This window comes from Blastococcus colisei (assembly GCF_006717095.1).
Lineage (GTDB): Bacteria > Actinomycetota > Actinomycetes > Mycobacteriales > Geodermatophilaceae > Blastococcus_B > Blastococcus_B colisei.
Genome location: NZ_VFQE01000002.1, coordinates 773,496 through 797,055 on the forward strand (window position 1 = coordinate 773,496; position 23,560 = coordinate 797,055).

Below are 23,560 nucleotides of genomic sequence, written 5' to 3' on the forward strand. Positions count from 1 at the left end.
GGATCTCCGGGGTCGGGAGCGGGGTCAGGGCAGCCGGCGGGCGAGCACCGAGCGGACCGGCTGGTCGGCCCACCCGAACACGGCGTCGGCGAAGGTCGACGTGTGCTCGCCCAGCCCGCCGCGGCCGAAGCAGTCGGCCACCTTCTCGAGCAGTTCGTCGTCGGACAGGGGGGTGTCGGCGCTCCCGCGCAGCACGGTGGTGCGCCGGTGCAGCGTGCTGCCGTCGGCCAGGTGCAGGGTCACCTCGGCCCAGCGCGGGAAGGGTGGACCGTCGTCCTCGGTGGCCGTGACCTGCGGCAGGAACCGCTGGATCTCCGGACGGCGGACCTGCTCGTCGTCGAAGCTGCGCAGCTTGACCTCGCCGTCGAGCAGGGCCGCGGCGACGGCGAACTGCATGCTGAACTTCGCCTCCAGCCCGGTGCTCGGCCGGTCGTGCAGGAGCGGTGCCAGCCCGCCCCGGTTGGCCCGCATCTCCACCCGCTCGACGTCGGCCAGCGTCAGCCCGTGCTCGGCCCGCAGGTCCAGCAGCAGGTCGATGGTGCGGTGGGTGGCGTAGCACAGCGGGTACTTCTTGACGTCGATGCCGCTGGTGACCAGCTCTCCGGGCGACTGGCCGAGCGTGGCGAGCTCGGCGTCGAGCGCGGCGGCGGCCTCGGGTGTGGAGTACAGCCGCAGGAAGCCGCCGGTGCCGCCGTCCAGCGCCTCCGGTGCGGCGGTCATCCCGGCCGCGGCGAGCGCGACCGACCGCAGCGCCGCCGCGCCGCAGGCACCCGCCTGGAACGACTTGGCCATCGTGCCGAAGTTCTGCCGGGTGCCCGCCGCCTGCGCCACGGCCAGCCCGAGGGCGTCGCGGACGGCGTCCCGGCCCAGCCCGGTCAGGTGCCCGACGGCTGCCGTCGCACCCAGCAGCCCGATCGTGGTCGTGGAGTGCCAGCCCCGGGCGTAGTGGTCCAGCGCGCAGGCCTTCGCCAGCTTGCACATCACCTCGAAGCCCACGGCGTAGGCCGCGCTCAGCCGCCGACCGTCGGCGCCGGTGGCCTCCGCCGCCGCGACCAGCGCCGGCAGCAGCGCGATGCTGGGGTGTCCGCGCAGCGGGCTGGTGACGTCGTCGTAGTCGAGGACGTGCCCCACGGCACCGTTGACCAGGGCGGCGTGCTCGGGGCTCGCCGAGCCGGCACCGGCCCACAGGCTGGCGGGGCCGGTCGAGCCGGCGACGTAGCCGGTGAGCGCCACGTCGACCGCGTCGCCGGTGGCCGCCACCGCGACCGCGAAGGTGTCGAGGAACGCCCGGGCGACGGCGTGCACGGTCTCCTCGCCGGCCGCGGCCGGGTCGACGGAGACCACGTGGTCGGCGATCCGCTCGCTGGCGGTCGGTGCCCCGCTCATGCGAGCACCCCCTCGTCCTGGAGCCGGGCGATCTCCGCGTCGTCGAGACCGAGCACCTCGTGGCAGATCTCGCGGGTGTGCTGGCCGAGCATCGGCGCCGGGCGGGTGAGGGTCGCCGGTGTACCGGTCAGCTGGAACGGCGGCGCGTTGTACAGCGTCTCTCCCATCTCGGGGTGCTCGAGCCGCACCCAGTGCCCGCGGGCCTGCAGGTGGGGATCGCGCTCGACGACGTCGGCGGCGTCCTGGACCACCCCCGCCGGCACCCCCGCCGCCTGCAGGCGGGTGAACAGGTCACCGGCGTCGCGGCCGGCGGTGGCGGCCGCGAGCAGGCCGTCGAGCGCCTCGCGGTCGCGGTGCCGGGCGGCCTCGGTGGCCCACTCCGCGGGGCAGGACTCCTCCGCCAGCCCCAGCGCCGACCGCAGCGCCGGCCACTGCCGGTCGTCGGTCACCGCGATCGCGATCCACCGGTCCTCACCGGCGCAGCGGTACACGCCGTGGGGCGCGTACCGGCGATGGGCGTTGCCCAGCGGCTGCGGGTCGCGGCCGTTGACGGTGGCCTCGAGGAAGGCCGCGCCGAGGACGGCGATCGTCGGCTCGGTCTGGGCGATGTCGAGGTACTGGCCGCGGCCCGTCCGGCGGGCGTGCCGGAGCGCGGCCAGCACGGCGAACGCCGAGTGGCAGGGGTTCGGGATGTGATCGGGGTAGTTGGTGCCGGTGCCCGCCGGTTCCCGGTTCGGGAGACCGCTCAGGTGGTGGATGCCGACCAGCGCGCCGATGGTGAGCCCGTAGCCCAGGAAGTCCCGCTCCGGGCCGCTGTCGCCCGACATGGACATCGCCAGGTAGACCGCACGCGGGTTGATCTCCCGGACGTCGTCGTAGCCCAGCCCGAACTTCGCCATCGTGCCCGGCGTGAAGTTGTTCGCCACGACGTCGCTGGCCACCACGATCCGGCGGGCGAGCGCGCGCCCCTCCTCGGTGCGCAGGTCGATCGTGATGCTGCGCTTGCTGGTGTTGCGGTCGGCGAAGTAGCCGCTGCGGTTGACGCCCTTGATGCCGTCCTTGAAGGGCGCGGAGAGCCGGATGCCGTCGACCTTGGCACTGCTCTCGATCTTGATGACGTCCGCGCCGTGGTCGGCCAGCATCTTGGTCGTGTAGGAACCGGCGCCGACCCAGGTGAAGTCGGCGATCCGGACGCCGCTGAGCGGAAGCCGCCCCATCAGATGACCCCCGCTTGCCTCAGTCCGGCCACCCGTTCGGCGGAGCAGCCCAGTTCGTGCAGGATCTCGACGCTGTGCTCGCCCAGCCGCGGCGCGCGCCCCTTGAGTCGCCACGGGGTGTCCGACAGCGCGTACGGCGCCCCGGGCATGACCGCCGGCGCCCCGTCGGGGCCCTCGACGGAGACGAAGTAGTTCCGGTGCCGTAGCTGCGCGCTCTGGAGGATGTCCGAGGGCTTGGAGACCGGGCACAGCGGCACCCGCCACTTCTGCGCATCGCGGTACAGCTCGGCCTTGGTGCGGTTCGCGGCGAAGGGCAGGAAGATCTCGGCGAACAGGTCGCGGTTCTCCTCGGCCTCCACGAACTCCCGCTCGCCCCACTGCTCGCCCCGCAGGTCCTCGACCCGCGGAGCGGCCTCGCTGTCGAGCCAGGCGACGAGGTTGGGCCAGAACCGGTTGCCGCCGATGCCGCCGGCCAGCAGGTAGACGTAGCCGTCCGCGCACGGGAAGACGCCGGCGCCGGCCCGCCACTGCCGGCCACCGGTGCGCCGGCGGACCCGCCCCTCGAGGTCCTGGAACTGGGCGGCGTTCTCCAGGCCCATCACCACCGACTCCTGCACCGAGACGTCGACGTGCTGGCCCTGGCCGGAGGTCTCGGCGGCGGTCACCGCCAGCATCGAGGCCACCGCGCCGAAGAGGTTCCCCGCGACGTAGGCCTGCTCCTGGCCGGCCTGGACCGGCGGACCGTCCACGTACCCGCCGAGGTACAGCAGCCCGCCCATCGCCAGGCAGACCAGGTCGCTGGCCTCGTACTGCGCGTAGGGACCGGTCTGCCCGAACGGCGTGATGCTCGTCGTCACCAGGCGGGGGTTGTCCTTGCTGAGCTGCTCGTGTCCGAGGCCCCGGGCGTCCATCCGCCCCGGGCTGTCGGTCTCGATGACCAGGTCGGCGCCCGCGGCGAGGTCGCGCAGCACCTGCTGGCCCTCTGGCTGGTCGAGGTCGAGCCGCAGGCTGCGCTTGCTGGTGTTGGTGTAGAGGAACGGCAGGCTGCGCTCGAGGCCCGGCCGGTCGTCGGCGAACGGCGGCTGATGCCGCAGCGCCGTCCCGCCGGGTGGTTCCACCAGCACGACGTCGGCACCCAGCTCGGCGAACAGCTTGCCGCAGTAGTTGCCCAGCGGACCGGAGAGGTCCAGCACCCGCAACCCCGACAGCGCCCCTTCGGTCGCCGCATCGGCGACCTCGGTCATGAGCCCTCCCGGGTGAAGCGGGGGATCGAGACCTCCTCGGTCACCCGGTCGAACACCACGCGCACGCGGTCGCCGACCTTCACCTCGCTGGGCGGGACGCCGACGACGTTGCTGAACATCCGTGGGCCCTCGTCGAGCTGGATGAGCGAGACGTTGTACGGGACGTCGTCGGCGAAGGCCTTGTCGTAGACCTGGTGGAAGACGATCGAGGAGTACACCTCGCCGCGACCGCTCAGCGGCACCCACTCGTGCCCGGCCTCCAGGCAGTCGGGGCAGATCCGGCTGATCGGGTAGCGGATGTGCCGGCAGCGCGCGCACTGCTGGAGCACCAGCTGCTCGCTGCGCGTGCCGTCCCAGAACGGCCTGGTCTCGTCGCTGATCTCCGGCAGCGGCTTGCTGTAGTCGGTCACGCCTCGCCCTTCGTCAGAACCATCGCGTTGGAGCAGTTCAAGGTCATGCCGCGCCCGGTGACCAGGCAGGTCTCCGCGCCCGTCACCTGGCGCTCACCGCCCTGGCCGCGCAGCTGGCGCACGCCCTCGACGATGTGCAGCCAGCCCTCCATGTAGGACTCCGAGAGGTTGCCGCCGGCGGTGTTCACCGGCAGCTCGCCGCCCAGCTGGATCCGGCCGCCCTCGACGAACGGGCCCGACTCGCCCGGCTTGCAGAAGCCGGCGTGCTCGAGCCACAGGAGCACGCTGATCGTGAAGTTGTCGTACAGCTGGGCGACGTCGATGTCCTGCGGCCCCATGCCGGCCATCGCGTAGGCCCGGTCGAGCGCCTCCTTCTGGTGCGGGACGTACCACCAGTCCTCCCGCTCGAGGGTGCGGGTGGTGTAGGCCTGGCCCATCCCGGAGATGAGGACCTGGGGGTGCTTCGCGTCCTTCGCCCGCTCGGCGGAGGTGACGATGACGCAGACGCCGCCGTCGCTGATCAGGCAGCAGTCGAGCAGGTGCAGCGGTTCGACGATGAACCGGGACGCCTGGTGGTCGGCGATCGTGATGGGGTCGCGCATCACCGCGTTCGGGTTCATCGACGCGTGCCTGCGGCAGGCGACGGCGACCTCGGCCAGCTGCTCGCTGGTGGTCCCGTACAGCGCCATGTGCCGGCTGGCCGCGACGGCGGAGTTGGCGGCGGCGCCCATCATCCCCCAGATGCCCCACGAGTCGCCCCAGCCCGACGCCCGGTTGAACCGTGAGCCCCCGGTCTTGGCGGCGTCCCCGAAGACGCAGGCGACGGCGTTGGCGTGGCCGGCCTCGACGGCCATCGCGGCCATCTGCACCAGCGCCCCTGCGGTCCCGCCGCCCATCGACATGCTGCCGGTGAAGGCCGGGTCGATGCCCAGCGCCTCACCGACCCGCAGGTAGTTCAGCGCGCCCTCGGGCGCAGTGGTGCCGGGGAAGGTCAGCAGGCCGTCGATGTCGCCCTTCTCCAGGCCGGAGTCGTCCAGGGCGGCCTTGAACGCGTCCACCGCCAGGGAGAGCTGGGTCGATCCCGGCAGGCGTCCCTGCGGGGTCGCGCCGACCCCGATGATCGCGGTGCGGTCCTTGAGCGAGTGCATGCGTGTGCCTCTCTTCGTCGTGGGTGGACCGGATGTCCGTCGTCCGTCTGGTCAGCGCCCGCGGTACCGCGGCGGTCGCTTCTCCTGGAAGGCACGGCGGCCCTCGATGCGGTCCTCGGTGTCGCGCAGCAGGCCCCAGACGTAGTTCTCCAGGTCCACCGCGGCGTCGAGCGGGAGGTCGGCGCCCTGCTGCACGAGGCGCTTGACCGCCCGCACCGACAGTGGCGCGTTGGCCGCGATGCGGCCGGCGATCTCGCGGGCGCGCGGCAGGAGCTGGTCGGGGGCGCACAGCTCGCTGACCAGTCCGACGCGCAACGCCTCTGAGGCGTCGATGCGGTCACCGGTGAGCAGCATCTGCATGGCGGTGGACGTGTTGATCATCCGCGGCAGCCGCTGCGTGCCGCCGGCGCCGGGGATGCTGCCGACGCGCACCTCGGAGAGCCCGAAGGACGCGGTCTCCGAGGCGATGCGGATGTCGCAGGCCAGCGCGATCTCCAGCCCGCCACCGACCGCCAGGCCGTTGAGTGCGCAGATCAGCGGCTTGTCCGTCCGCAGGGCCGCGAGCAGGTGGTCCGAGGTGGCCCGGCCGAAGGCGCGCTGCGCGTAGGACTCCGGCGGCGGCGGGGTCTTCTTGAGGTCCGAGCCGACGCAGAAGGCCCGGTCGCCGGCGCCGGTGAGCACCGCGACGCGGATCTCGTCGTCCTCGTGGACGCGACTCCAGACCTGCCCCAGCGCTGCGCGCATCTCCGGGTCGATGGCGTTGAGCGCCTCGGGCCGGTTCAGGACGATCTCGGCGATCCCGTCCTGCACCGTGAGGTCGATGGTCATGTGGTGGTCCAGCCCTTTCGTGCGGCCGTGCAGCGGGCGTCCCTCAGGGGACGAGCGCGCGGATGGCCTCGAGGTTGCGGTCGGTGTGTTCGGCGGTCCGGAGGATGACGTCGTCGAAGCCGAGGTCCTGCAGCCGGCCGAGCCGTTCCCGCGCCTGCCGCGGACCGCACTCGAGGGAGAACGGGACGCCCTCGGCCGGTGGCTCCTCGGGCCCGTCGAGGTCGACGGTGATGTTGGTGACCATGGCCCGCTGTCCCCCGGCCGCCCGGTAGTGCGCGATGCCCTCGGCCAGCCGGCCGCCCTTGGCCGCCGAGCAGATCCAGCCGTCGAACTCCTCGGCCGCCCGACGGATCCAGCCGCTGCCGGCCCAGGCGCCGATGAGCACCCGCGGCCCGCCGGCGGTGGCCGGCCACGGGGTCAGGTCGATCCCCTCGGGCGGCTCGCCGCGGAAGATGCGGCGCAGCAGGTCGACCGAGCCGGCGAAGGTCGTGAAGCGGTCCTCGTAGGAGGCGCCGCAGGCGAGGAAGTCGTTGCGCGTGGAGCCCGCGCCGACGCCGAGGGAGAGCCGGTCCCCGCAGATCAGGTGGGTGGTCATCACCCGGTGGGCCACCTCCACCGGCTGGCGGATGCCGAGCTGGAGGATGCAGGTGCCCAGCTCGATCCGTTCGGTCACCGTCCCGGCGACGGCCAGGGCGGTGAGCGGATCCGGGAGGACGAAGCCCCGGTTGAGCGCGTCGAACACCCAGGCTCCGTCGAACCCGGTCCGCTCGATCCGCCGGGCACCCTCGGCCAGGCTGGTCGAGGTCAACGGCCCGCCGCCCGGCTCGTGCCGCGGCAGGATCATCCCCACCCGCATGGTGACTCCTTCGTGCGCTGGTTCGTCGATGGCCGGGAGCCGGGGCTCCCGGCCCGGTGGGATCAGTCGCCGAGGAACTCGTAGAGCGCCTCGTAGGTCTCCCGGTAGTCCTCCAGCTCGGCCCGGATGTCGTCGGTGGTGATGGGATCGACGATGTAGCCGTTCTCCTCGGCGAAGGAGAGGAACTCCTCCGAGGCCAGCGCCTCCTCCGATGCCTCGACCAGTCGGTCCAGGACGTCGGCGGGTAGTCCGGCCGGCGCGATCGTGTAGTAGGTGGCCGGCAGGGTCACGTCGTAGCCGGCCTCGGGGAAGGACTCGGCCTCGGGGAAGACGTCGTAGGTGCCGTCGTAGAAGACCCCGAGCACCCGCAGCTCGCCGGCCTCGACCTGCCCGCGAACACTGGGGGCGTAGCCGGCGTTCGCCTCGACCTGGCCGCCGAGCAGGGCGGCCAGCGCCTCGCCACCGCCCCCGCTGAACGGCACGGTGGTGATCTCCACGTCGGCGATGCGATTGAGCTCCTGGACGCTCAGGTCCGGCGCGGTCCGGGCACCGGAGACGGAGACCCGGAGCTGCCCCGGGTTGTCCTCGGCGTACTGCACGAACTCCTCGATGCTCTGCCATGGCGCGTCGGCCGCGACCGTGACCACCGTCGGCAGGTCGGCCAGCTTGATGATCGGCTGGTAGTCCTCGGGGGTGTCGTAGGGCAGGTCGGGCTGGGTGATCGGCTGGTTGGTCAGCGCGCTGTTGGACGACAGCCCGAGGGTGTGCCCGTCCGGCTGCGCCGTGACCACCGCGCTGGTGCCGATGGTCGCCCCGCCGCCCTCCCGGTTCTCCACGACGATGGTCGCGCCGAGCAGCTCCTCCATCAGCGAGGAGTACTGCCGGCCGATCGGGTCGGTGGATCCGCCGGTGCCGTAGGGAACGATGTAGCTGATGTCCCGGGTGGGGTAGTCCACCGCCTGGGCGCCGGAGTCGCCGCCCGAGCCGGTGTCGCCACCGCCCCCGCACCCGGCCAGTACGAGCGCAGCGGCGGTGGCCACGGCGGACACGCGGACTCTGGTCATGACTGCTCCTCTGGCCGACGCCGGCCTGCCTGGGGTTCCTGGGCTGTTCCGAGCTGCCCGGACCGGCTCCGTCCGCCGTCCGTGCACGAGATGGGTCGTCCGGTGCGCGGGCGACCGGGGAGGAGGGCACGGACCGGGGAACCCCGGCCCGTGCCGCGCCGGGTCAGCCGCCGATGATGTCCAGCAGGGGCTGGTACCGCTCCCGGTAGGACTGGATGTCCTCGCGGACCTCGTCGGTGGTGATGGGGTCGTAGATGTAGCCCTGCTCCTCGGCGAACGACTGGAACTCGTCGGTCGCGAGAACGTCCTCGGAGCAGGAGACGAGCTCCTCGAGGACGTCGTCGGGCAGGTCGTTCGGGGCGATCGAGTAGTAGCCGACCGGCAGGGCGGCGTCGTCGTACCCGGCCTCGCTGGTGGTCTGCGCGTCCGGGAACGCGTAGTACTCCTCGTCGTAGAAGACCCCGATGACCCGCAGCTCGCCGGCCTCGACCTGGGCCTGGACGCTGGGCGCGTAACCGGCGTTGGCCTCGACCTCGCCGCCGAGCAGAGCCACCAGCGCCTCGCCGCCGCCACCGGTGAACGGCACGCTGGTCAGCTCGATGCCGGCCGCCTGGTTGAGCTGCTGCACGTTGAGGTCGGGGGTCGTCCCGGCACCGGAGACCGAGACCCGGATGGCGCCGGGATCCTGCTCGGCGGCCGCCACGAGGTCCTCGATGTCCTGCCACGGCGAGTCGGCGCGGACGGTGAGCACCGTGGGCAGGTCGGCCAGCTTGATCAGCGGCTGGTAGTCCTCGGCCGAGTCGTAGGGCAGCTGGTCGCCCATGACCAGCGGCTGCAGCCCGACCGCGCTGCTGGTGGTCATCCCGATCGTGTGACCGTCGGGGTCGGCGGTCACGATGGCACCGGTGCCGATGGTCGCCGACGCGCCGGGCTGGTTCTCCACGATCACGCTGCCGCCCAGGCACTCCTCGAGCCCCTGCGCGTGCTGGCGGCCGATCGGGTCGGTGGAGCCCCCGGTGTCGTAGGGGATGATGTAGGCGATCTCCCGCGAGGGGAAGTCGCTGCCCCCGCCGCCCGAGGCGTTGTCCGAGCCGGAGCCGTCGTCGCCCCCGCTCCCGCAGCCCGCGAGAAGGAGTGCGCCGGCCGCTGTGGCGGCGGTCAGCAGGCGGTGTCGAGTCATCAGGTCGCTCCTCATCGGCCGGTATCGGCCTTCGTACGGATGGGTGCTGATGGCGGGGCGGTGGCGTCCTCCCGCTCACGCGGAGCCGACATCTAGTCCGAGCTACGGACTTTTGTTCGGTATTCGGACTTCATGTACGTTAGGGGTGGTCCAGATCACGTGTCAAGAAGCGCTCGGACCTCGCCGGTCCGGCACCGCGACGAGAGGAACCCGGATGCCGAACGCCCCCTACTGGGTCGCAGGTCAGGCGGCCCACGGCGGGAGGGAGCTGGTCGTCACCGGCCCCCACGCCGGCCCCGCCGGGACGACGACGTTCGCCACGGACGCCGACGTCGAGCGTGCGGTCACGACCGCCGATGCGGTGCGGCACGAGTTCGCCGCGAGTTCGGCGGCCGTGCGGGCCGATGCGCTGGAGCACGTGTCCCGCCGGATCGCCGAGCGGGCCGAGGAGTTCGCGCGGCTGATCACCGCCGAGGCGGGAAAGCCCCTGAAGTGGGCCCGGGTGGAGGTCGCCCGCGCGGTGTCCACGTTCCGCTGGGGTGCCGAGGAGGCGCGGCGCTGGTCGGGCACCCTGCAGCGCCTCGACACCGACCCCGCGGCCACCGGCCGGATGGCCCTGCTGCGCCGCGCACCCCGGGGGCCGGTGCTCGGCATCGCCCCGTTCAACTTCCCGCTCAACCTGGTCGCCCACAAGATCGCACCGGCGATCGCCGTCGGTGCACCGATCGTGCTCAAGCCGGCACCGAAGACGCCGCTGAGCGCGTTGCTGCTGGGCGAGCTGCTGGCCGAGACCGGGCTGCCGGAGGGCTCCTGGTCGGTCCTGCCGGTGCCGGACGAGGTGGCCGGTCAGCTGGTCCAGGACCCGCGGCTGCCGGTCGTCTCCTTCACCGGCTCGGTGCCGGTCGGCTGGTCGATCCGGGACGCGGTGCCCCGCAAGCACGTCACCCTCGAGCTCGGCGGGAACGGCGCCGTCGTCGTCGGCCCGGACCAGGGCGGCGAGCAATCCCTGGCGTGGGCGGCGCAGCGGATCGCCACGTTCGCCATGTACCAGGCCGGGCAGTCCTGCGTCTCCGTGCAGCGGGTCTACGCGCACCGCGAGGTGGCCGAGGACCTCACCGCGCGCATCGTGCAGGAGGTGGAGAAACTGCGGACCGGCGACCCGGCCGATCCCGCCACCGATGTCGGGCCCCTGATCGACGAGGCCGCCGCCCGCCGCGTGGAGAGCTGGGTCGACGAGGCGGTCGCGACCGGCGCGCGGGTGCTGACCGGTGGCGAGCGCACCGGCTGCTGCTACGCGCCGACGGTGCTCACCGGCGTGCCCGCCGATGCCCGGGTGTCCTGCGAGGAGGTGTTCGGGCCGGTCGTGCTCGTCGAGCCCGTCGACTCGACCGACCAGGGATTCGCCCGCGTCAACGAGTCACGGTTCGGGCTGCAGGCCGGCGTCTTCACCGCCGACCTGCAGGTGGCCTTCCGAGCCGCGCGGGTGCTCGAGGTGGGCGCCGTCGTCATCGGCGACGTGCCCACGTACCGGGCCGACCAGATGCCCTACGGCGGCGTCAAGGACTCCGGCGAGGGCCGCGAAGGCGTGCACGCGGCCATGCTGGACCTCACCGTCGACCGGGTGCTGGTCCTGACCGGCATCGACGTCTAGGAGGAGCCGGCATGGCACGACCCGCACCCGACCCGATGGAGCAGGTGCACCGGTTCCTGCGCGGTGAGCTCGAGGTCGCCGAACCGCGGGACGCGGCCACCGTCGTCCTCCTCCGGGACGGCGCGACCGGCCTCGAGGTCTACCTGCTCCGGCGGCGGGCCTCCATGGCCTTCGGGGCGGGCATGCACGTGTTCCCGGGCGGATCGGTCGACGACCGCGACCGGGACGCCTCGATCGGCTGGGTGGGTCCGGAACCGTCGGTGTGGGCCGACCGGCTGTCCTGCGACGCCACGCTGGCCCGGGCGCTCGTGTGCGCCGCCGTCCGGGAGACCTTCGAGGAGTCGGGCGTCCTGCTCGCCTCGTCCGGCGACGGCGCGATGGTGCGCGACACGACCGGTGCGGACTGGGAGGCCGACCGGCTGGCGCTGATCGACGGCACCGTGTCCCTCGGCGAGTTCCTCGCGCGCCGGTCGCTCGTGCTGCGGGCCGACCTGCTGCGCTGCTGGGCGCGCTGGATCACGCCGGAGTGGTCACCCCGCCGGTTCGACACCCGGTTCTTCGTCGCCGCGGTTCCGGCCGGGCAGCGCACCCGGGACGTCGGCGGGGAGGCCGACTCCGTCACCTGGCTCCCGGTCGCGGAGACCCTGGACCGTCACTCCGACGGCGCGCTGCAGCTCATGACCGCCACCGCGGCGACGCTGCGCGAGCTGGCCGGCTTCGCCGACGTCGCCTCCGTGCTCGCCGCCGAGCGCCGGGTGCACCCGATCATGCGGCGCGCGGTGGTCGTCGACGGCGAGGTGCGCCTCGTCCACGACGACGGAGCCTGAGCCGCGCCGGGCGGGGTCCAGCCGCACCCTCCCGCGGCTCCACCCCGCCCCACCCGGCTCGACCCGGGCTGGGCGCGGTCAGTCGCAGCGCGCGGACATCCCGCCGTCGACGACCAGCTCGGTGCCGGTCACGAATCGCGCCTCGTCCGAGGCGAGGAACAGCGCCGCCGCGGCGGTGTCGCGGCCGTCGCCCATGAACCCGAGGGGAATGCGGGCCTGACGGGTCGCGAGCAGCTTCTCGACGTCACCGCCCGCCCGCTGGCCGGCCAGCCGGACCTCGACCATCGGCGTGTGCATCTGACCGGGGACGACGGTGTTCGCGCGGATGCCGTCGGGCGCGTGGTGCACCGCCAGCGCGCGGGTGAAGCCGATGACCCCGGCCTTCGAGGCGGAGTAGCCGACCTGCGCCGCGCCCGTCCAGCGGATGCCGGACGTGGAGGCCGTGTTGACGACGGCGCCGCGCCCGGCCTCCACCATGAACGGGAGCACCGCCTTGCACGTGAGGAACGTGCTGGTCAGGTTGAAGTCCAGCTGCTCGTGCCAGAGCTGCTCGGTCATCTCGATCGCGCCACCGGCCCGGGAACCGCCCACGTTGTTGAGGAGCACGTCCGGAACGCCGAGCGTCTCGACACAGGCCTGCGCCATGGCGAGGACCGCCTCGGCGTCGGTCACGTCGCAGATGTAGGGCACGGCCGTCCCCCCACGCTCGGCGACCTTCTCGAGCGTCTCGGCCAGGGACACCTCGTCGCGGTTGACCGCGAACACCCGGGCACCCTCCTCGGCGAAGCGGACCGCCGCAGCCCGGCCGTTGCCCCAGCCCGGCCCGACGCTGCCCGCGCCGGTCACGATCGCCACCTTGCCGGCCAGCCGTCCCGACCCGCTCGCTGCGCTCTCCATGGCAAGGACCATACTCAACATCCTGTATGAAATGCCCCGGGGCGGGAGGACGACGACATGCGCGCATCCCGCCCCGGTCGGCGCGCGCTGCGGTTGCTCCTCCTCGCTGTGGTCGTCGCCGGGGTGGCGGCGCTGCTGGAGCTGGCCGGGCTTCCTTCGCCGCACCTGTTCGCCGGGCTTCTCGTCGGGCTGGCCTACGCCTTCGTCGCCAAGGACGAGCTCCGGACCCCCGGCTGGCTGGGCACGTCTGCGCAGGCGGTCATCGGCGTGGTGATGGGTGTGCTCGTGCAGCCCGACACCCTCGGCACGCTGGCCGGCTACTGGCTGCCCATCACGCTCATCACGCTGGCCACCCTGCTGCTCACCGTGCTGGCCGGACTGCTGCTGGCGCGGTTCACCTCCGTCGACCGGACCACCGCGACGTTCGGCATGATCGCCGGCGGTGCCGCCGGCATCGTGGCCGTGAGCGACGAGCTGGGCGCCGACGGACGCCTCGTGGCGGTGCTGCAGTACCTGCGGGTGCTGCTGATCGTCGTGCTGATGCCGATCGCCGTGGTGGTGGTCTTCGACGGCAGCGGGGCGCAGGGGGCGTTGGCCGACGGTGGGTCGCACCCGTGGCCGCTGGCGACCCTCGCCGTCCTCGCCATCGCGGTCGTCGGCGCCTGGGCCGGGCGGCTGGCGCACCTGCCGGCACCGAGCCTGCTGGGCCCGCTGATCATCACCGCGGTGCTGGCCGCGTTCGACGTCCCCCTGCTCGAGGGCGTCCCCTGGCCCCTCACCGCCGCGGCGTTCGCGGTGATCGGCGCCCAGGTGGGGCTCCGGTTCACGCCCGACACCCTGAAGACGCTGCGCCGGGTCCTCCCCGCCGGATTGGCCCTCATCGTCGGGCTGATCGTGGTGAGCGGCGGGCTGGGCGTCCTGCTCAGCGAGCTGACCGGCCTCAGTCCGCTCGATGGCTACCTCGCGACCACGCCGGGCGGGATCTTCGTCGTCCTCGCCGTGGCCACCGGGTCGGGAGCCGACGGCACCGTCGTCCTCGCCGTGCAGGTGCTGCGCATGCTGGTCATGCTGCTGGCCGGACCACCCCTGGCGCGCCTGCTGCGCAACCGCTGAGCCCGGCGGTCAGGCGACCACACCCCGCTCCCGCAGCCGGGCCAGCCGCTCGGCGGGGATGCCGAGCTCCTCCCCCAGGACGGCGTCGGTGTCGGCTCCCAGGCGCCGTCCGGTCCACCGGATCGAGCCGGGCGTCTCCGACAGCCGGGAGATCACGTTCTGCATCCGGACCGGCCCGAGCTCCTCGTCGTGGACCTCGGGGATCATGTCGGTGGCCTGCACGTGCGGATCGGCCATCAGCTCCGCCACGTCGTACACCGGGGCGACCGCGGCCTCGGCGGCCTCGAACGCCGCGACCACCTCGTCGCGCGTGCGGGCCGCGATCCACTCGCCCACGTACTCGTCGAGCAGGTCGGCCCGGAGTGCGCGCTCACGGCCGCTGTCGAACCACGGTTCGTCGACGACCTCCGGATGCCCGACGAGGCGGAGCACCCGCTCGGCGATGACCGTGGCGCTGGTCGAGACGGCGACCCAGCGGCCGTCGCTGGTGCGGTACGTGTTGCGGGGCGCGTTGTTCGCCGAACGGTTGCCCGTGCGCGTCTGGACGTGCCCCAGCTGGTCGTACCAGATGGGCTGCGGTCCGAGCACCGTGACGATGGGCTCGAGGATGTTCTGGTCGATGACCTGCCCCCGACCGCCCCGCGCGTCCCGGTGGTACAGCGCCATCGTGATCGACGACGCGAGGGCCATGCCCGCGATCCCGTCCGCCAGGCCGAAGGGCGGCAGCGTCGGCGGGCCCTCGGGCAGCCCGGTGATCTCGGCGAAGCCGCTCATCGCCTCGGCCAGCGTGCCGAAGCCCGGCCGGTTCCGGTAGGGCCCGGTCTGACCGAATCCGGTGACCCGGGCCAGGACCAGGCCCGGATTGCGCTCGCTGAGCACGTCGTAGCCCAGGCCCCAGGACTCCAGCTTGCCGGGACGGAAGTTCTCGACGACGACGTCGGCGGTCTCGACGAGGCGGCGGAAGATCTCGGCGCCGTCGGGGTCCCCGAGATAGCACCCCACCGTCCGCTTGTTGCGCGACAGCATCTTCCACCACAGCGGCACGCCGTCCTTGGCCAGGCCGTGGTTGCGCAGGGCGTCGCCGACCCTCGGGTGCTCGATCTTGATCACGTCGGCACCGAAGTCGCCCAGGATCTGGCAGGCCAGGGGTCCGGCGAGGATCGTCGAGACGTCCAGCACGCGCAGGCCCGCGAGCGGTCCGGCCGGCGGGTCGGAGGTCACCGGCTGCCCACCTCGCTGACGACGGCGTCGGTGAACTCCTCGGTCCCCGCCGAGCCCCCGACGTCCCCGGTGGCCACTCCGGCGGCGAGCACGGCGTCGATGGCCTCGTCGATCGCGGCCCCGGCCCGGCCGGCGGCCGCGTCGCCGTGCCGCTCGCCCAGCCAGGCCAGCAGCATCGCCGACGAGGCCATCATGCCGACCGGGTTCGCCACGCCCCGCCCGGCGATGTCGGGGGCCGAGCCGTGCGCCGCCTGCGCCATCGCGTGCCGGTCGCCGGCGTTCAGGCTGCCCGACATGCCCAGTGCCCCGGCCAGCTCACCCGCGAGGTCGGACAAGGTGTCACCGAACAGGTTCTCGGTGACGACCACGTCGAAGGACTCCGGGGAGCGCACCAACCGGGCAGCCATCGCGTCGAACAGCACGGTTTCCAGTCGGACGCCGGGGTGCTCCCGCGCCGCGGCCGCGCACTCCTCCAGCCAGATGCCGAAGGCCAGGTGCAGCACGTTGGCCTTGTGCACCAGGGTCACGTGCCGGCGCCGCGCCTCCGCCAGCGCGAACGCCTGCCGCACGACCCGCCGCACGGCCTCGCGGCTGAACACGCCCACCACCAGCGCCAGGTCGGGCGTCGGCATGAACTCCCCGCTGCCGACGGCCATGTTGCGGTCGGCGTAGAAGCCCTCGGTGTTCTCCCGGACGATCAGGAGGTCCATCTGCGGCACCCGGCCGGCCACGCCCTGCCGGGTGCGGCTCGGGCGCAGGTTGGCCCAGAGGTCGAAGACGTGCCGCAGCTCGCCGCCCGGCGCCCGCTCGCCCGACGCCCGCCACGAGGGCGGATAGGACTCGTTGTCGTGCGGCCCGGCCAGCCAGCCGTCGCACTCGCGCAGCACGGCCGTGGTGGACGCGGGCACGGCCGCCCCGTGCTCGGCCAGCGCCGCCGCCCCCATCGGCAGGTCCACCCACTCGACCGCCGGCGCCCCGGCCGCGGCCAGCGCGGCGTCGGTCACCCGTCGCGCGGCGGGCACGATCTCCGGTCCGATCCCGTCGCCGAGCAGGCAGCCGAGCCGGTACGTGCGGGTCATCGGTCTCCCTCGTCGTCGGGCAGGTCACGCAGCGGCGGACCGTCGTAGGGCGCGGTGAAGGACGGCGGCAGCGGCCCCTTGATGCGGGTGCCGGCCTGGGTCTCCTCCCACGCGTGGGCGAGCACGCCGACCGAGCGGGCCAGCACGAACAGCCCACGGGCCAGCGCGGGGGCGAAGCCGAGCTCGCAGTACATGGCGGCGGTCACCCCGTCGACGTTCACCGGCACCGGCTGCCCGCGGCGCTCCGACAGCTGCCGCTCGACCTCCAGCAGGACGGCGAGGTGGTCCCCTGGCACGACGCCGTCGTCCACCGCGGCCTCCAGCAGCCCGACGAGCGGGTCGCGGCGGGGGTCGCGGGTGTGGAAGCGGTGCCCGAAGCCGGGCACGTAGGCCCGACGCGCCCGCACCGCGGCCAGCTCCGCGGCCACCGCGTCGGCGAGCCCGGCGCCGTCGGCCGCGGCTGCCCGCACCCGCACGAGCAGCTCCATGCACTGCTGACCGGCGCCGCCGTGGACGTCGCCGAGCAGCCCCACCCCGGTGGCCACGGCGGAGTTCAGGCCCACGCCGCAGGTCGCCGCCATGCGTGCCGCCGCGATCGACGGCGCCTGGGGCCCGTGGTCCACCGATGCCACGAGCGCCGCCTCGAGCAGCCGGGTCTGCGCGGCCGTCGGCAGCTCCCCGCGCAGCAGCAACCACGCGGTCTCGACGAGGGAGAGCCGGCCGATCAGCTGCTCGACCGGGTAGCCGCGGAACCGGATCACGTCCGGCGCGGTCTCCGAGACCGCCGTCCGCCACCAGCCGGCGGCCTCCTCAGCAGTACCGGTCACAGTGCTCCCTCCGCGTACAGCTCGTCGATCTCGTCGTCGTCGAAGCCCAGCCGGCCCAGCTCGGCGCGGGTGTGCTCGCCCAGCAGCGGCGGGGGCGCCGTCGGGCCGACCGCGGCGCCGTCGACGTGCACGCTGCTGCCGAGCACGCGCACCGCGGTCTCCTCGACGCGCACCTCGTGCAGCAGACCGCGGTCGCGCACCTGGTCCAGCCCGAGCGCCTGGGGGACGGTCAGCACCGCCGCCGCGGGCACGCCGGTGCCCGCCAGCCGCGCGACCCACTCCTCGGCGCCGCGCTCGACGAGCGTTTCCTCCAGCGCCGTCCGCAGCTCCTCCCGGTGCAGCTTGCGCTGCTCGCGGACGGCGAACCGCGGGTCGGCCAGGAGCTCCTCCCGGCCCAGCACCCGCAGCAGCGCCTCGAACTGCTCCTGCTTGTTGGCCGCGATGTTGAGCCGGCCGTCCGCGGTCCGGAACGTGCCCGACGGGGCGGCGGTCTTGTTCTCGTTGCCCATCGGCACCGGCTCCTGGCCGGCGATCACGTAGTCCGACACCACCCACCCCATCGCGACCAGCGCCGTCTCCAGCATCGAGACGTCGAGGTAGCAGCCCTCGCCGGTGCGCCCGCGGCGGACCAGAGCCGCGGCGACGGCGAAGGCGGCGGCGAAGCCGCCGAGGGTGTCGCAGACCGGGAAGCCCGTGCGCAGCGGCGCCGTCCCGGGCGTGCCGGTCGTGCTCATGACGCCGGAGAGGCCCTGCACGATCTGGTCGTAGGCGGGCAGGTCGCGCATCGGCCCGGTCTGCCCGAAGCCGGAGACCGCGCAGTAGACCAGGCCCGGCTGCAGCGCGCGGAGCTCGTCCCAGCCGAAGCCGAGCCGCTCGAGGACCCCGGGCCGGAAGTTCTCCAGCAGGACGTCGGCGGAGGCGACCAGCCGCCGGAAGACCTCCTGCCCCCGCGGGTGCTTGAGGTTGACCGTGACCGAGCGCTTGGCGGCGTTCTGCGCGAGGAAGGAGACGCCCAGGTTCCGGGCCGAGAGCTCGGGGTCCGCGCCCAGGTTGCGGGCCAGGTCCCCGCTCCCGGGCACCTCCACCTTGACCACGTCGGCGCCCATCAGGGCCAGCTGGTAACCGGCGAAGGGGCCGGCGAGGACGTTGGTGAGGTCGAGCACCCGGACGCCGTCCAGGAGGTTCACGCCTGGCTCCCGCCCGGGACGCGGTGGAACGCGAACTCGCCGGTCGCCACGAGCCGGTCGCCGACGTGCAGCCGCGACTCCGCGAAGCTGGTGCGACGGCCGTGCCGCAGCACCCGCGACTCGACCACGAGCACGTCCCCCTCGGCCGGCGCGAGGAAGGCCAGGTGCCCCTCCGCCAGCGACATCCCCTCGGCGACCACCCGCTGCGCGCCCAGCGCCGCGGCGCCGTAGAGCACGCCGCCCTGGACGTGCCCGCCCCGGTTGGCGTGCGCCGGGCCCATCGACAGCTCGCCACGGACGCCGTCGTCCCCGGCCGGTGTCCAGCTCCCGCCCAGCAGCTCCTCGACCACCGAGGTGCCTCCGGCGGCCGCACGGCGGCCGGCCTCGGCGCAGGCCTCGACCGCCATCCGTTCGGAGTCGGTCAGCTCGCCGTCGCCCACCGGCGGGACGGGGACGTCGTCGGGCAGCTCCCACGGCACGGGACCCAGCGTCCGGCCCGGTGGCGTGGGCATCGCGACGAACCACGCCTCGACGGCGGCGACCAGGACACCGCGAGGGTCCCGGAGGTCGCAGCGGGCGAAGCCGCGCTCCTCCTCGACCTCGACCCGCGTCGCGACGGCGTCGGTGGTGAGGGGGCCGACCACGACCGGCTCCAGGTGGTGCAGCGCCATCGTGATGGTGCCCAGCCGCCGCTGCGGCCCCAGGACCGCACGGATGGAGGCGCTCATCGTCAGGTCTGCGACCGTCGCGACGGCGGTCGGCGAGATCCGGCCGCCGGTCGGGTCCCCCGGTTCCAGGGCGAGGTGCAGCCGGGACCGGCCTTCGGCGCGCGGCAGCCCGGTGATGCCGACGAAGTTGCCGAAGAAGTGCGGGCCGACCGCGCGGGTGCGGGCCACCGACTCCAGCGCCCGCGCCCGGACGGCGTCCACCACCTCGCCGGGGCCGTCGGCCGGCCCGACGAGCGCCAGGCGGGCCGTCACGCGGCCGCGCCCTCGCGGAAGCGGGGGGCCACCTCCCGGGCGAACAGCCGCATCCCGGTCAGCGCCGTCTCCAGGGGCATCCCGGGCCAGTTGGTCCGCAGGTGCATGCGGTCGATGCCGAGGTCCCGGTACCGGGCGATCTCGCGGGCGCAGTCGTCCGGGTCGCCGATGATGAACCGGTCTCCCGCCAGCTCCTCGAGCGGGATCTGGAAGCTCTCGTCCCCCGGCAGCTGCTTGTCCTGTCCCCAGCTGCCGTAGGCGGCGTACTTCTGGCCGAGGTAGGGGAAGGCCAGCCGGACGGCGTCCTCGCGGGTCTCGGCGCAGAAGACCTCCCGGCTGATCGGGAAGGTCGGGTCGCCCTCGTGGCCGGCCTCGCGCCAGGCGTCCTTGTACAGCTGCACCTGCCGGGCGACGGTCTCGTGGGTGGCGTGCGGGTTGATGTTCCACTTCAGGCCCCACTGCGCGGCCCGGACGACGGCGGCGTCGGCGTTGGCCGCGATCCAGATCGGCGGGTGCGGCTTCTGCACGGGGCGGAGGGTGACCGTCTGCTTCTCCAGCCGGAAGTTCAGCCCCTCGGCGGTGACGTCGTCCTCGGTCCACAGCCGGCGCAGTGTCTCGATGGTGTCCCGCTGCCGGCGGAGCCGGGTCTTCGGGTCGACCCCGAAGGCGGCGTACTCCTCGTCCCGGTAGCCCAGCGCCAGGCACATCCCGACCCGGCCCCCGGAGAGGACGTCGAGGCTGGCCCAGCTCTCGGCGAGCTCGACCGGGTTCTGCAGCGGGACGATCAGCGTGCTGTACATCCGCATGGATCCCGTCTCGGGGATCAGCCGCGCCAGCAGCGGAACGGGCTGGAACTGCTGGAAGGGCGCGGTCAGGTAGTGCTGCCCCATCGTGAAGTGGTCGTAGCCCGCGTCCCGGACCGCGTGCACCCACTCGAGCAGCTCGCCGAACCGTTCCTGCATGTCCTGGTCACGGGGCTGCTGGGCCAGGCCCAGCAGGTTGACGCCGAAGTACATGCGCGGGGCTCCTTCGTCGGTGCGGATGTGCCGTCTCAGCAGAGGTCAGAGGGACATCGCCATGCCGCCGTCGACGCCGACGGTCTGGCCGGTGATGTAGGTGTTGGCCGGGGAGCCCAGCAGGAGCGACACGGGGACGATCTCCTCCGCGCTGCCGAAGCGCCCGAGCGGGATGTGCGCGGCGGCGAACTGCGCGCGGGCGTCGTCGCTGGGGAAGTTGCGGTCGAGCTGCCGGCTGCGGATCCGGCCGGGGGCGATGCAGTTGACCAGGATGCCGTCGGCAGCCAGCTCACGGCTCAGCGTCTTGCCCAGGGCCGTCACACCGGCCTTGCCGACGTTGGACACCACGTGGCCGGGCCGCGGCTCGCTCGCCGACAGAGCGCTGATCAGGACGATCCGCCCGCCGGACTCCTTGAGCAGCGGCGCCGTCGCCCGGACCAACCGGATCGTGCTGCGGAGGTTGACCTCCAGCCCGGCGTCCCAGGCCTCGTCGGACAGCTCGTCCACCCGGCCCTTCACCGCTCCCCCTGCGGCGGCGACCAGGGTGTCCAGGCCGCCCAACTCCCGGGCCGCCGCGTCGGCCAGCGTCTCGGCCGCGCCGGGTGCCGAGAGGTCGGCCAGCACCCGGGCGGCGACCCCGTCCGGTACCGGGTGCTCGTCGGTGCGGGAGGCGGCGAGGACGCGGGCGCCCTCGGCCACGAACCCGGCCGCGATCGCCCCGCCCAGACCACCCGAGGCGCCGGTGATGAGGACGCGGCTGCCCTGGAGTCCCAGATCCATGGCCCCTACCGCCGCTCGAAGACAGGAGGACGACGGTCGAAGAACGCGTCGAGGGCCTCGTGGTGGTCGTGGGTGCGGAGCATCTCGAGGAACTTCTCGCGCTGCAGCGCCGTGATCTCCGCGTCGTCCAGGCCGAAGGCGCGGTTGGCGCAGGCCTTGGTGTTCTCGACGCTCAGCGGGGCCCGCGAGGCGATCCGCTCGGCCAGCGCCGTCGCGGCCGGCAGCAGCTCCTCCGGCTCGTGCACGCCGGTGACCAGGCCCCAGCGCTCGGCGGTGTCGGCGTCGCAGGGCGCGCCGGTCAGCAGCATCTGCTTGGCCCGCCCCAGGCCGATCGTCCGCGGCAGCCGGTACCAGCTGAGGATCAGGCCCACGTTGACGCCCGCGGCGACGAACCGCGCGCCGGGCGCCGCGAGCCGGATGTCGCAGGCGAGCGCGAACTCAAGCCCTCCCCCGGCCACGTCGCCGTTGACCGCCGCGATCACCGGCACCCGCGACTGCTCCACCTTCAGCATGGCCGCGCTCAGACTGTGGGGGTGGGCGACGTAGGCCTCGTCATCCGCACGGGTCTTCAGCGACTGCTGGAGCTTGAGGTCGCCGCCGGCGAGGAACGCCGTCCCGGCGCCGGTGATCACCACGCAGCGCACGTCGAGGTCGGCGTCCAGCGGGTCGAACGCCGCGAAGAACGCCGCGCCGACGTCGCGGGTGAAAGCGTTGCGCGGCGGGCTGTCGACCGTCAGCACCGCCACGCCCGGCGAGGGGCGGTCGACGCGAACCAGGGGCCGTTCATTCACTGCTTCTCCTCCATCGCGCGGACGCCGCCCCGGGCCAGCAGCCCGTCGATGCGGGCCCGGTCGTAGCCGAGCTCGGTCAGCAGCTCGACGGTGTGCTCTCCCTGCAGCGGAGCGGGCCGGCGGAGGCTGCCCGGCGTCCCGCTGAGCTTGGCCGGGATGCCGAGCGTGCGCACGCGGCCCTCGACCGGGTGGTCGAGCTCCTGCACCATGCCCCGGGCGAGGGTGTGCGGATCCGCGAGCGACTGGCCGTAGTCGAGGATCGGGCCGGCCGGCACGTTCGCCGCGAGCAGCGTCTCCACCCAGTCGGCCACCGTGCGGCCGGCGAGGGCCGCCTCGAGCTCGGGCACCAGCTGGTCGAGGTTGCGCAGCCGGTCGGCGTTGGCGGCGAACCGGGGGTCGTCCTCGAGGTCGGGCCGGCCGAGCACGACGCACAGGTTGCGCCAGAAGTGCGGTTTGTTGGCGGCGACGATCAGGTAGCCGTCGGCGGCGCGCAGCGCCTGGTAGGGCGCCGCGCCGCGGTGGGCCGAGCCCAGCGGGCCGGGCACCTCGCCGGTCGTCCAGACCTGGGCGCTCTCCCAGACCGACATCGACATGGCCGCGTCGAACAGCGAGGTGTCGATGTACTGGCCCTCGCCGGTGCGTCCGCGGGCGAGCAGGGCGGCCAGGATCGCGTTGGCGCCGATCAGGCCGGCGGCGAGATCGGCGACCGGGAGCCCCGCCTTCATCGGCGGCCCACCGGACGCCCCGGTGACGCTCATGATCCCCGACATCCCCTGGGCGATGATGTCGTAGCCCGGGCGCTGCGCGTACGGCCCGGTCTGCCCGAAGCCGGAGATGCTGGCGTAGACCAGCCGGGGGTTCACCGCGCGCAGGGCCTGGTGGTCGATGCCGAGCCGGGTGGTGACGCCGGGCCGGTAGTTCTCCACGAACACGTCCGCGGTGGCCACCAGGTCCAGCAGCGCCCGGCGGCCCTCGTCGTCCTTGAGATCGACGGTGAAGCTGCGCTTGTTCCGGTTCAGGGCCAGGAAAGCGGCTCCGTCGTCGCCGGTCATCGCGAAGCCGAACCGGCGCGAGGTCCGGTCGGGGCCCTCCACCTTGATGACGTCGGCGCCCATGTCGGCGAGCGTCATCGTGCAGTAGGGGCCGGCCAGGACCTGCGTCATGTCGAGCACGCGGTAGCCGTCGAGCGCACCTCCGGTCACCGGCACAGCGCTCCCTCCGTCGTCCTGGTCGTGATCCGTACCATAGTCCACATCCTGTAGGAAACCGATCGCCCGTACCGCTTCGAGGAGCTGCCATGGCCCGCCTGCCCGACGTCGACCCCGCCGGCGAGGTGGCCGAGCGCGTGCGCGCCCGCCGCGGCGGCAACCTCACCCCGCTGGACCGCATGCTGCTGCACAGCGAGCCGCTGGCCGACGGCTGGAACACCCTGCTGGGCGCCGTCCGCTCCCGGTTCGAACTGGCCGCCGATCTGCGGGAGCTGGCCATCTGCCGGGTCGCCGTGCTCAACGACGCGGACTACGAATGGCGGGCGCACGCGCCCCTGCTGGTCGCTGCCGGCTTCCCCGAGGACCGGCTCGAGTCGCTCCGGGGGGACGACCTCGACGCGCTCGATCCCGCGCACCGGACCGTCGTCGCCTACACCGACGCCGTGACCCGCGACATCCGGGTGCCCGACGCGCTGTTCGCGCAAGCGCGCGAGCTGCTCGGGGAGCGCGGCACGGTCGAGCTCACCGCCACGATCGCCGCCTACAACATGGTGTCCCGCTTCCTCGTCGCACTCGAGGTCCACGGCAACGAGCACTGACCCAGGCATAGGTACCTTCACCTGCGTTCTGCGCCCGAAAACGCAGGTAAA

Annotated in this window: 23 protein-coding genes; 4 read left to right on the forward strand and 19 right to left on the reverse strand. The window is 73.5% G+C overall.

Annotation, left to right across the window (positions count from 1 at the left end; genetic code table 11):
• Nucleotides 1-24 precede the first annotated feature (24 nt).
• From FHU33_RS23160 to FHU33_RS23200, 9 genes are all read right to left on the reverse strand, one after another.
• Entirely contained in the window at nucleotides 25-1,386 is a 1,362-nt protein-coding gene (locus FHU33_RS23160; RefSeq protein ID WP_142027903.1) for an MmgE/PrpD family protein, read from the reverse strand.
• On the reverse strand, nucleotides 1,383-2,603 hold the full coding sequence (locus FHU33_RS23165; protein WP_142027904.1) for a CaiB/BaiF CoA transferase family protein: 1,221 nt from the start codon (nucleotides 2,601-2,603) through the stop codon (nucleotides 1,383-1,385). Before FHU33_RS23165 ends, FHU33_RS23160 begins: the two co-directional genes overlap by 4 nt.
• Nucleotides 2,603-3,847 (reverse strand): CaiB/BaiF CoA transferase family protein, encoded by a 1,245-nt coding sequence (locus FHU33_RS23170; protein ID WP_142027905.1) that lies wholly within the window; start codon nucleotides 3,845-3,847, stop codon nucleotides 2,603-2,605. The genes FHU33_RS23165 and FHU33_RS23170 overlap by 1 nt, the downstream gene beginning before the upstream one ends.
• On the reverse strand, nucleotides 3,844-4,257 hold the full coding sequence (locus tag FHU33_RS23175) for a Zn-ribbon domain-containing OB-fold protein (protein ID WP_142027906.1): 414 nt from the start codon (nucleotides 4,255-4,257) through the stop codon (nucleotides 3,844-3,846). The genes FHU33_RS23170 and FHU33_RS23175 overlap by 4 nt, the downstream gene beginning before the upstream one ends.
• A complete protein-coding gene (locus FHU33_RS23180; protein WP_142027907.1) occupies nucleotides 4,254-5,405 on the reverse strand; it encodes a thiolase family protein in 1,152 nt (383 codons plus the stop codon). The genes FHU33_RS23175 and FHU33_RS23180 overlap by 4 nt, the downstream gene beginning before the upstream one ends.
• A gap of 51 nt (nucleotides 5,406-5,456) precedes the next feature.
• Nucleotides 5,457-6,233, reverse strand: coding sequence for an enoyl-CoA hydratase/isomerase family protein (locus tag FHU33_RS23185; RefSeq protein ID WP_142027908.1), 777 nt, complete (start codon nucleotides 6,231-6,233; stop codon nucleotides 5,457-5,459).
• A 43-nt stretch (nucleotides 6,234-6,276) separates the two neighbouring features.
• The gene (locus tag FHU33_RS23190; RefSeq protein WP_142027909.1) at nucleotides 6,277-7,089 is read right to left on the reverse strand and encodes an LLM class flavin-dependent oxidoreductase; all 813 of its coding nucleotides are present in this window, start codon (nucleotides 7,087-7,089) and stop codon (nucleotides 6,277-6,279) included.
• A 62-nt stretch (nucleotides 7,090-7,151) separates the two neighbouring features.
• The gene (locus tag FHU33_RS23195; RefSeq protein ID WP_142027910.1) at nucleotides 7,152-8,153 is read right to left on the reverse strand and encodes a Bug family tripartite tricarboxylate transporter substrate binding protein; all 1,002 of its coding nucleotides are present in this window, start codon (nucleotides 8,151-8,153) and stop codon (nucleotides 7,152-7,154) included.
• 163 nt (nucleotides 8,154-8,316) lie between these two features.
• Nucleotides 8,317-9,333, reverse strand: coding sequence for a Bug family tripartite tricarboxylate transporter substrate binding protein (locus tag FHU33_RS23200; protein ID WP_170182666.1), 1,017 nt, complete (start codon nucleotides 9,331-9,333; stop codon nucleotides 8,317-8,319).
• 214 nt (nucleotides 9,334-9,547) lie between these two features.
• Between FHU33_RS23200 and FHU33_RS23205 the strand changes: the two genes are divergently transcribed.
• Together FHU33_RS23205 and FHU33_RS23210 are read left to right on the forward strand one after the other, a co-directional pair.
• Entirely contained in the window at nucleotides 9,548-10,984 is a 1,437-nt protein-coding gene (locus FHU33_RS23205; protein WP_142027912.1) for an aldehyde dehydrogenase family protein, read from the forward strand.
• A gap of 11 nt (nucleotides 10,985-10,995) precedes the next feature.
• The gene (locus FHU33_RS23210; protein ID WP_246064150.1) at nucleotides 10,996-11,811 is read left to right on the forward strand and encodes an NUDIX hydrolase; all 816 of its coding nucleotides are present in this window, start codon (nucleotides 10,996-10,998) and stop codon (nucleotides 11,809-11,811) included.
• Between the two features lie 78 nt (nucleotides 11,812-11,889).
• Here FHU33_RS23210 and FHU33_RS23215 read toward each other — a convergent pair whose 3' ends face one another.
• The gene (locus FHU33_RS23215; RefSeq protein WP_142027913.1) at nucleotides 11,890-12,708 is read right to left on the reverse strand and encodes an SDR family NAD(P)-dependent oxidoreductase; all 819 of its coding nucleotides are present in this window, start codon (nucleotides 12,706-12,708) and stop codon (nucleotides 11,890-11,892) included.
• A gap of 57 nt (nucleotides 12,709-12,765) precedes the next feature.
• Here FHU33_RS23215 and FHU33_RS23220 point away from each other — a divergent pair, with 57 nt between their 5' ends.
• Nucleotides 12,766-13,821: an AbrB family transcriptional regulator gene (locus tag FHU33_RS23220; protein WP_142027914.1), complete on the forward strand. Its 1,056-nt coding sequence runs from the start codon at nucleotides 12,766-12,768 to the stop codon at nucleotides 13,819-13,821.
• 9 nt (nucleotides 13,822-13,830) lie between these two features.
• Here FHU33_RS23220 and FHU33_RS23225 read toward each other — a convergent pair whose 3' ends face one another.
• The 9 genes from FHU33_RS23225 to FHU33_RS23265 are packed head-to-tail and all read right to left on the reverse strand — an operon-like array spanning nucleotide 13,831 to nucleotide 22,904.
• Entirely contained in the window at nucleotides 13,831-15,042 is a 1,212-nt protein-coding gene (locus FHU33_RS23225) for a CaiB/BaiF CoA transferase family protein (RefSeq protein WP_142027915.1), read from the reverse strand.
• Nucleotides 15,039-16,121, reverse strand: coding sequence for an isocitrate/isopropylmalate dehydrogenase family protein (locus FHU33_RS23230; RefSeq protein WP_142027916.1), 1,083 nt, complete (start codon nucleotides 16,119-16,121; stop codon nucleotides 15,039-15,041). Before FHU33_RS23230 ends, FHU33_RS23225 begins: the two co-directional genes overlap by 4 nt.
• On the reverse strand, nucleotides 16,118-16,948 hold the full coding sequence (locus FHU33_RS23235) for a citryl-CoA lyase (protein WP_142027917.1): 831 nt from the start codon (nucleotides 16,946-16,948) through the stop codon (nucleotides 16,118-16,120). The genes FHU33_RS23230 and FHU33_RS23235 overlap by 4 nt, the downstream gene beginning before the upstream one ends.
• Nucleotides 16,945-18,135 (reverse strand): CaiB/BaiF CoA transferase family protein, encoded by a 1,191-nt coding sequence (locus tag FHU33_RS23240; RefSeq protein ID WP_142027918.1) that lies wholly within the window; start codon nucleotides 18,133-18,135, stop codon nucleotides 16,945-16,947. The genes FHU33_RS23235 and FHU33_RS23240 overlap by 4 nt, the downstream gene beginning before the upstream one ends.
• Nucleotides 18,132-19,115 carry an acyl-CoA thioesterase domain-containing protein gene (locus FHU33_RS23245; protein WP_142027919.1) on the reverse strand — a complete coding sequence of 328 codons (984 nt, stop codon included), beginning with the start codon at nucleotides 19,113-19,115 and terminating at the stop codon, nucleotides 18,132-18,134. The genes FHU33_RS23240 and FHU33_RS23245 overlap by 4 nt, the downstream gene beginning before the upstream one ends.
• Entirely contained in the window at nucleotides 19,112-20,131 is a 1,020-nt protein-coding gene (locus FHU33_RS23250; RefSeq protein ID WP_142027920.1) for an LLM class flavin-dependent oxidoreductase, read from the reverse strand. Before FHU33_RS23250 ends, FHU33_RS23245 begins: the two co-directional genes overlap by 4 nt.
• A gap of 45 nt (nucleotides 20,132-20,176) precedes the next feature.
• Nucleotides 20,177-20,911, reverse strand: coding sequence for an SDR family NAD(P)-dependent oxidoreductase (locus tag FHU33_RS23255; protein ID WP_142027921.1), 735 nt, complete (start codon nucleotides 20,909-20,911; stop codon nucleotides 20,177-20,179).
• Between the two features lie 5 nt (nucleotides 20,912-20,916).
• Nucleotides 20,917-21,702: an enoyl-CoA hydratase/isomerase family protein gene (locus FHU33_RS23260; RefSeq protein WP_142027922.1), complete on the reverse strand. Its 786-nt coding sequence runs from the start codon at nucleotides 21,700-21,702 to the stop codon at nucleotides 20,917-20,919.
• Nucleotides 21,699-22,904: a CaiB/BaiF CoA transferase family protein gene (locus tag FHU33_RS23265; protein WP_211355332.1), complete on the reverse strand. Its 1,206-nt coding sequence runs from the start codon at nucleotides 22,902-22,904 to the stop codon at nucleotides 21,699-21,701. Before FHU33_RS23265 ends, FHU33_RS23260 begins: the two co-directional genes overlap by 4 nt.
• Before the next feature lie 95 nt (nucleotides 22,905-22,999).
• Between FHU33_RS23265 and FHU33_RS23270 the strand changes: the two genes are divergently transcribed.
• On the forward strand, nucleotides 23,000-23,509 hold the full coding sequence (locus tag FHU33_RS23270; protein ID WP_142027923.1) for a carboxymuconolactone decarboxylase family protein: 510 nt from the start codon (nucleotides 23,000-23,002) through the stop codon (nucleotides 23,507-23,509).
• Nucleotides 23,510-23,560: the final 51 nt, after the last annotated feature.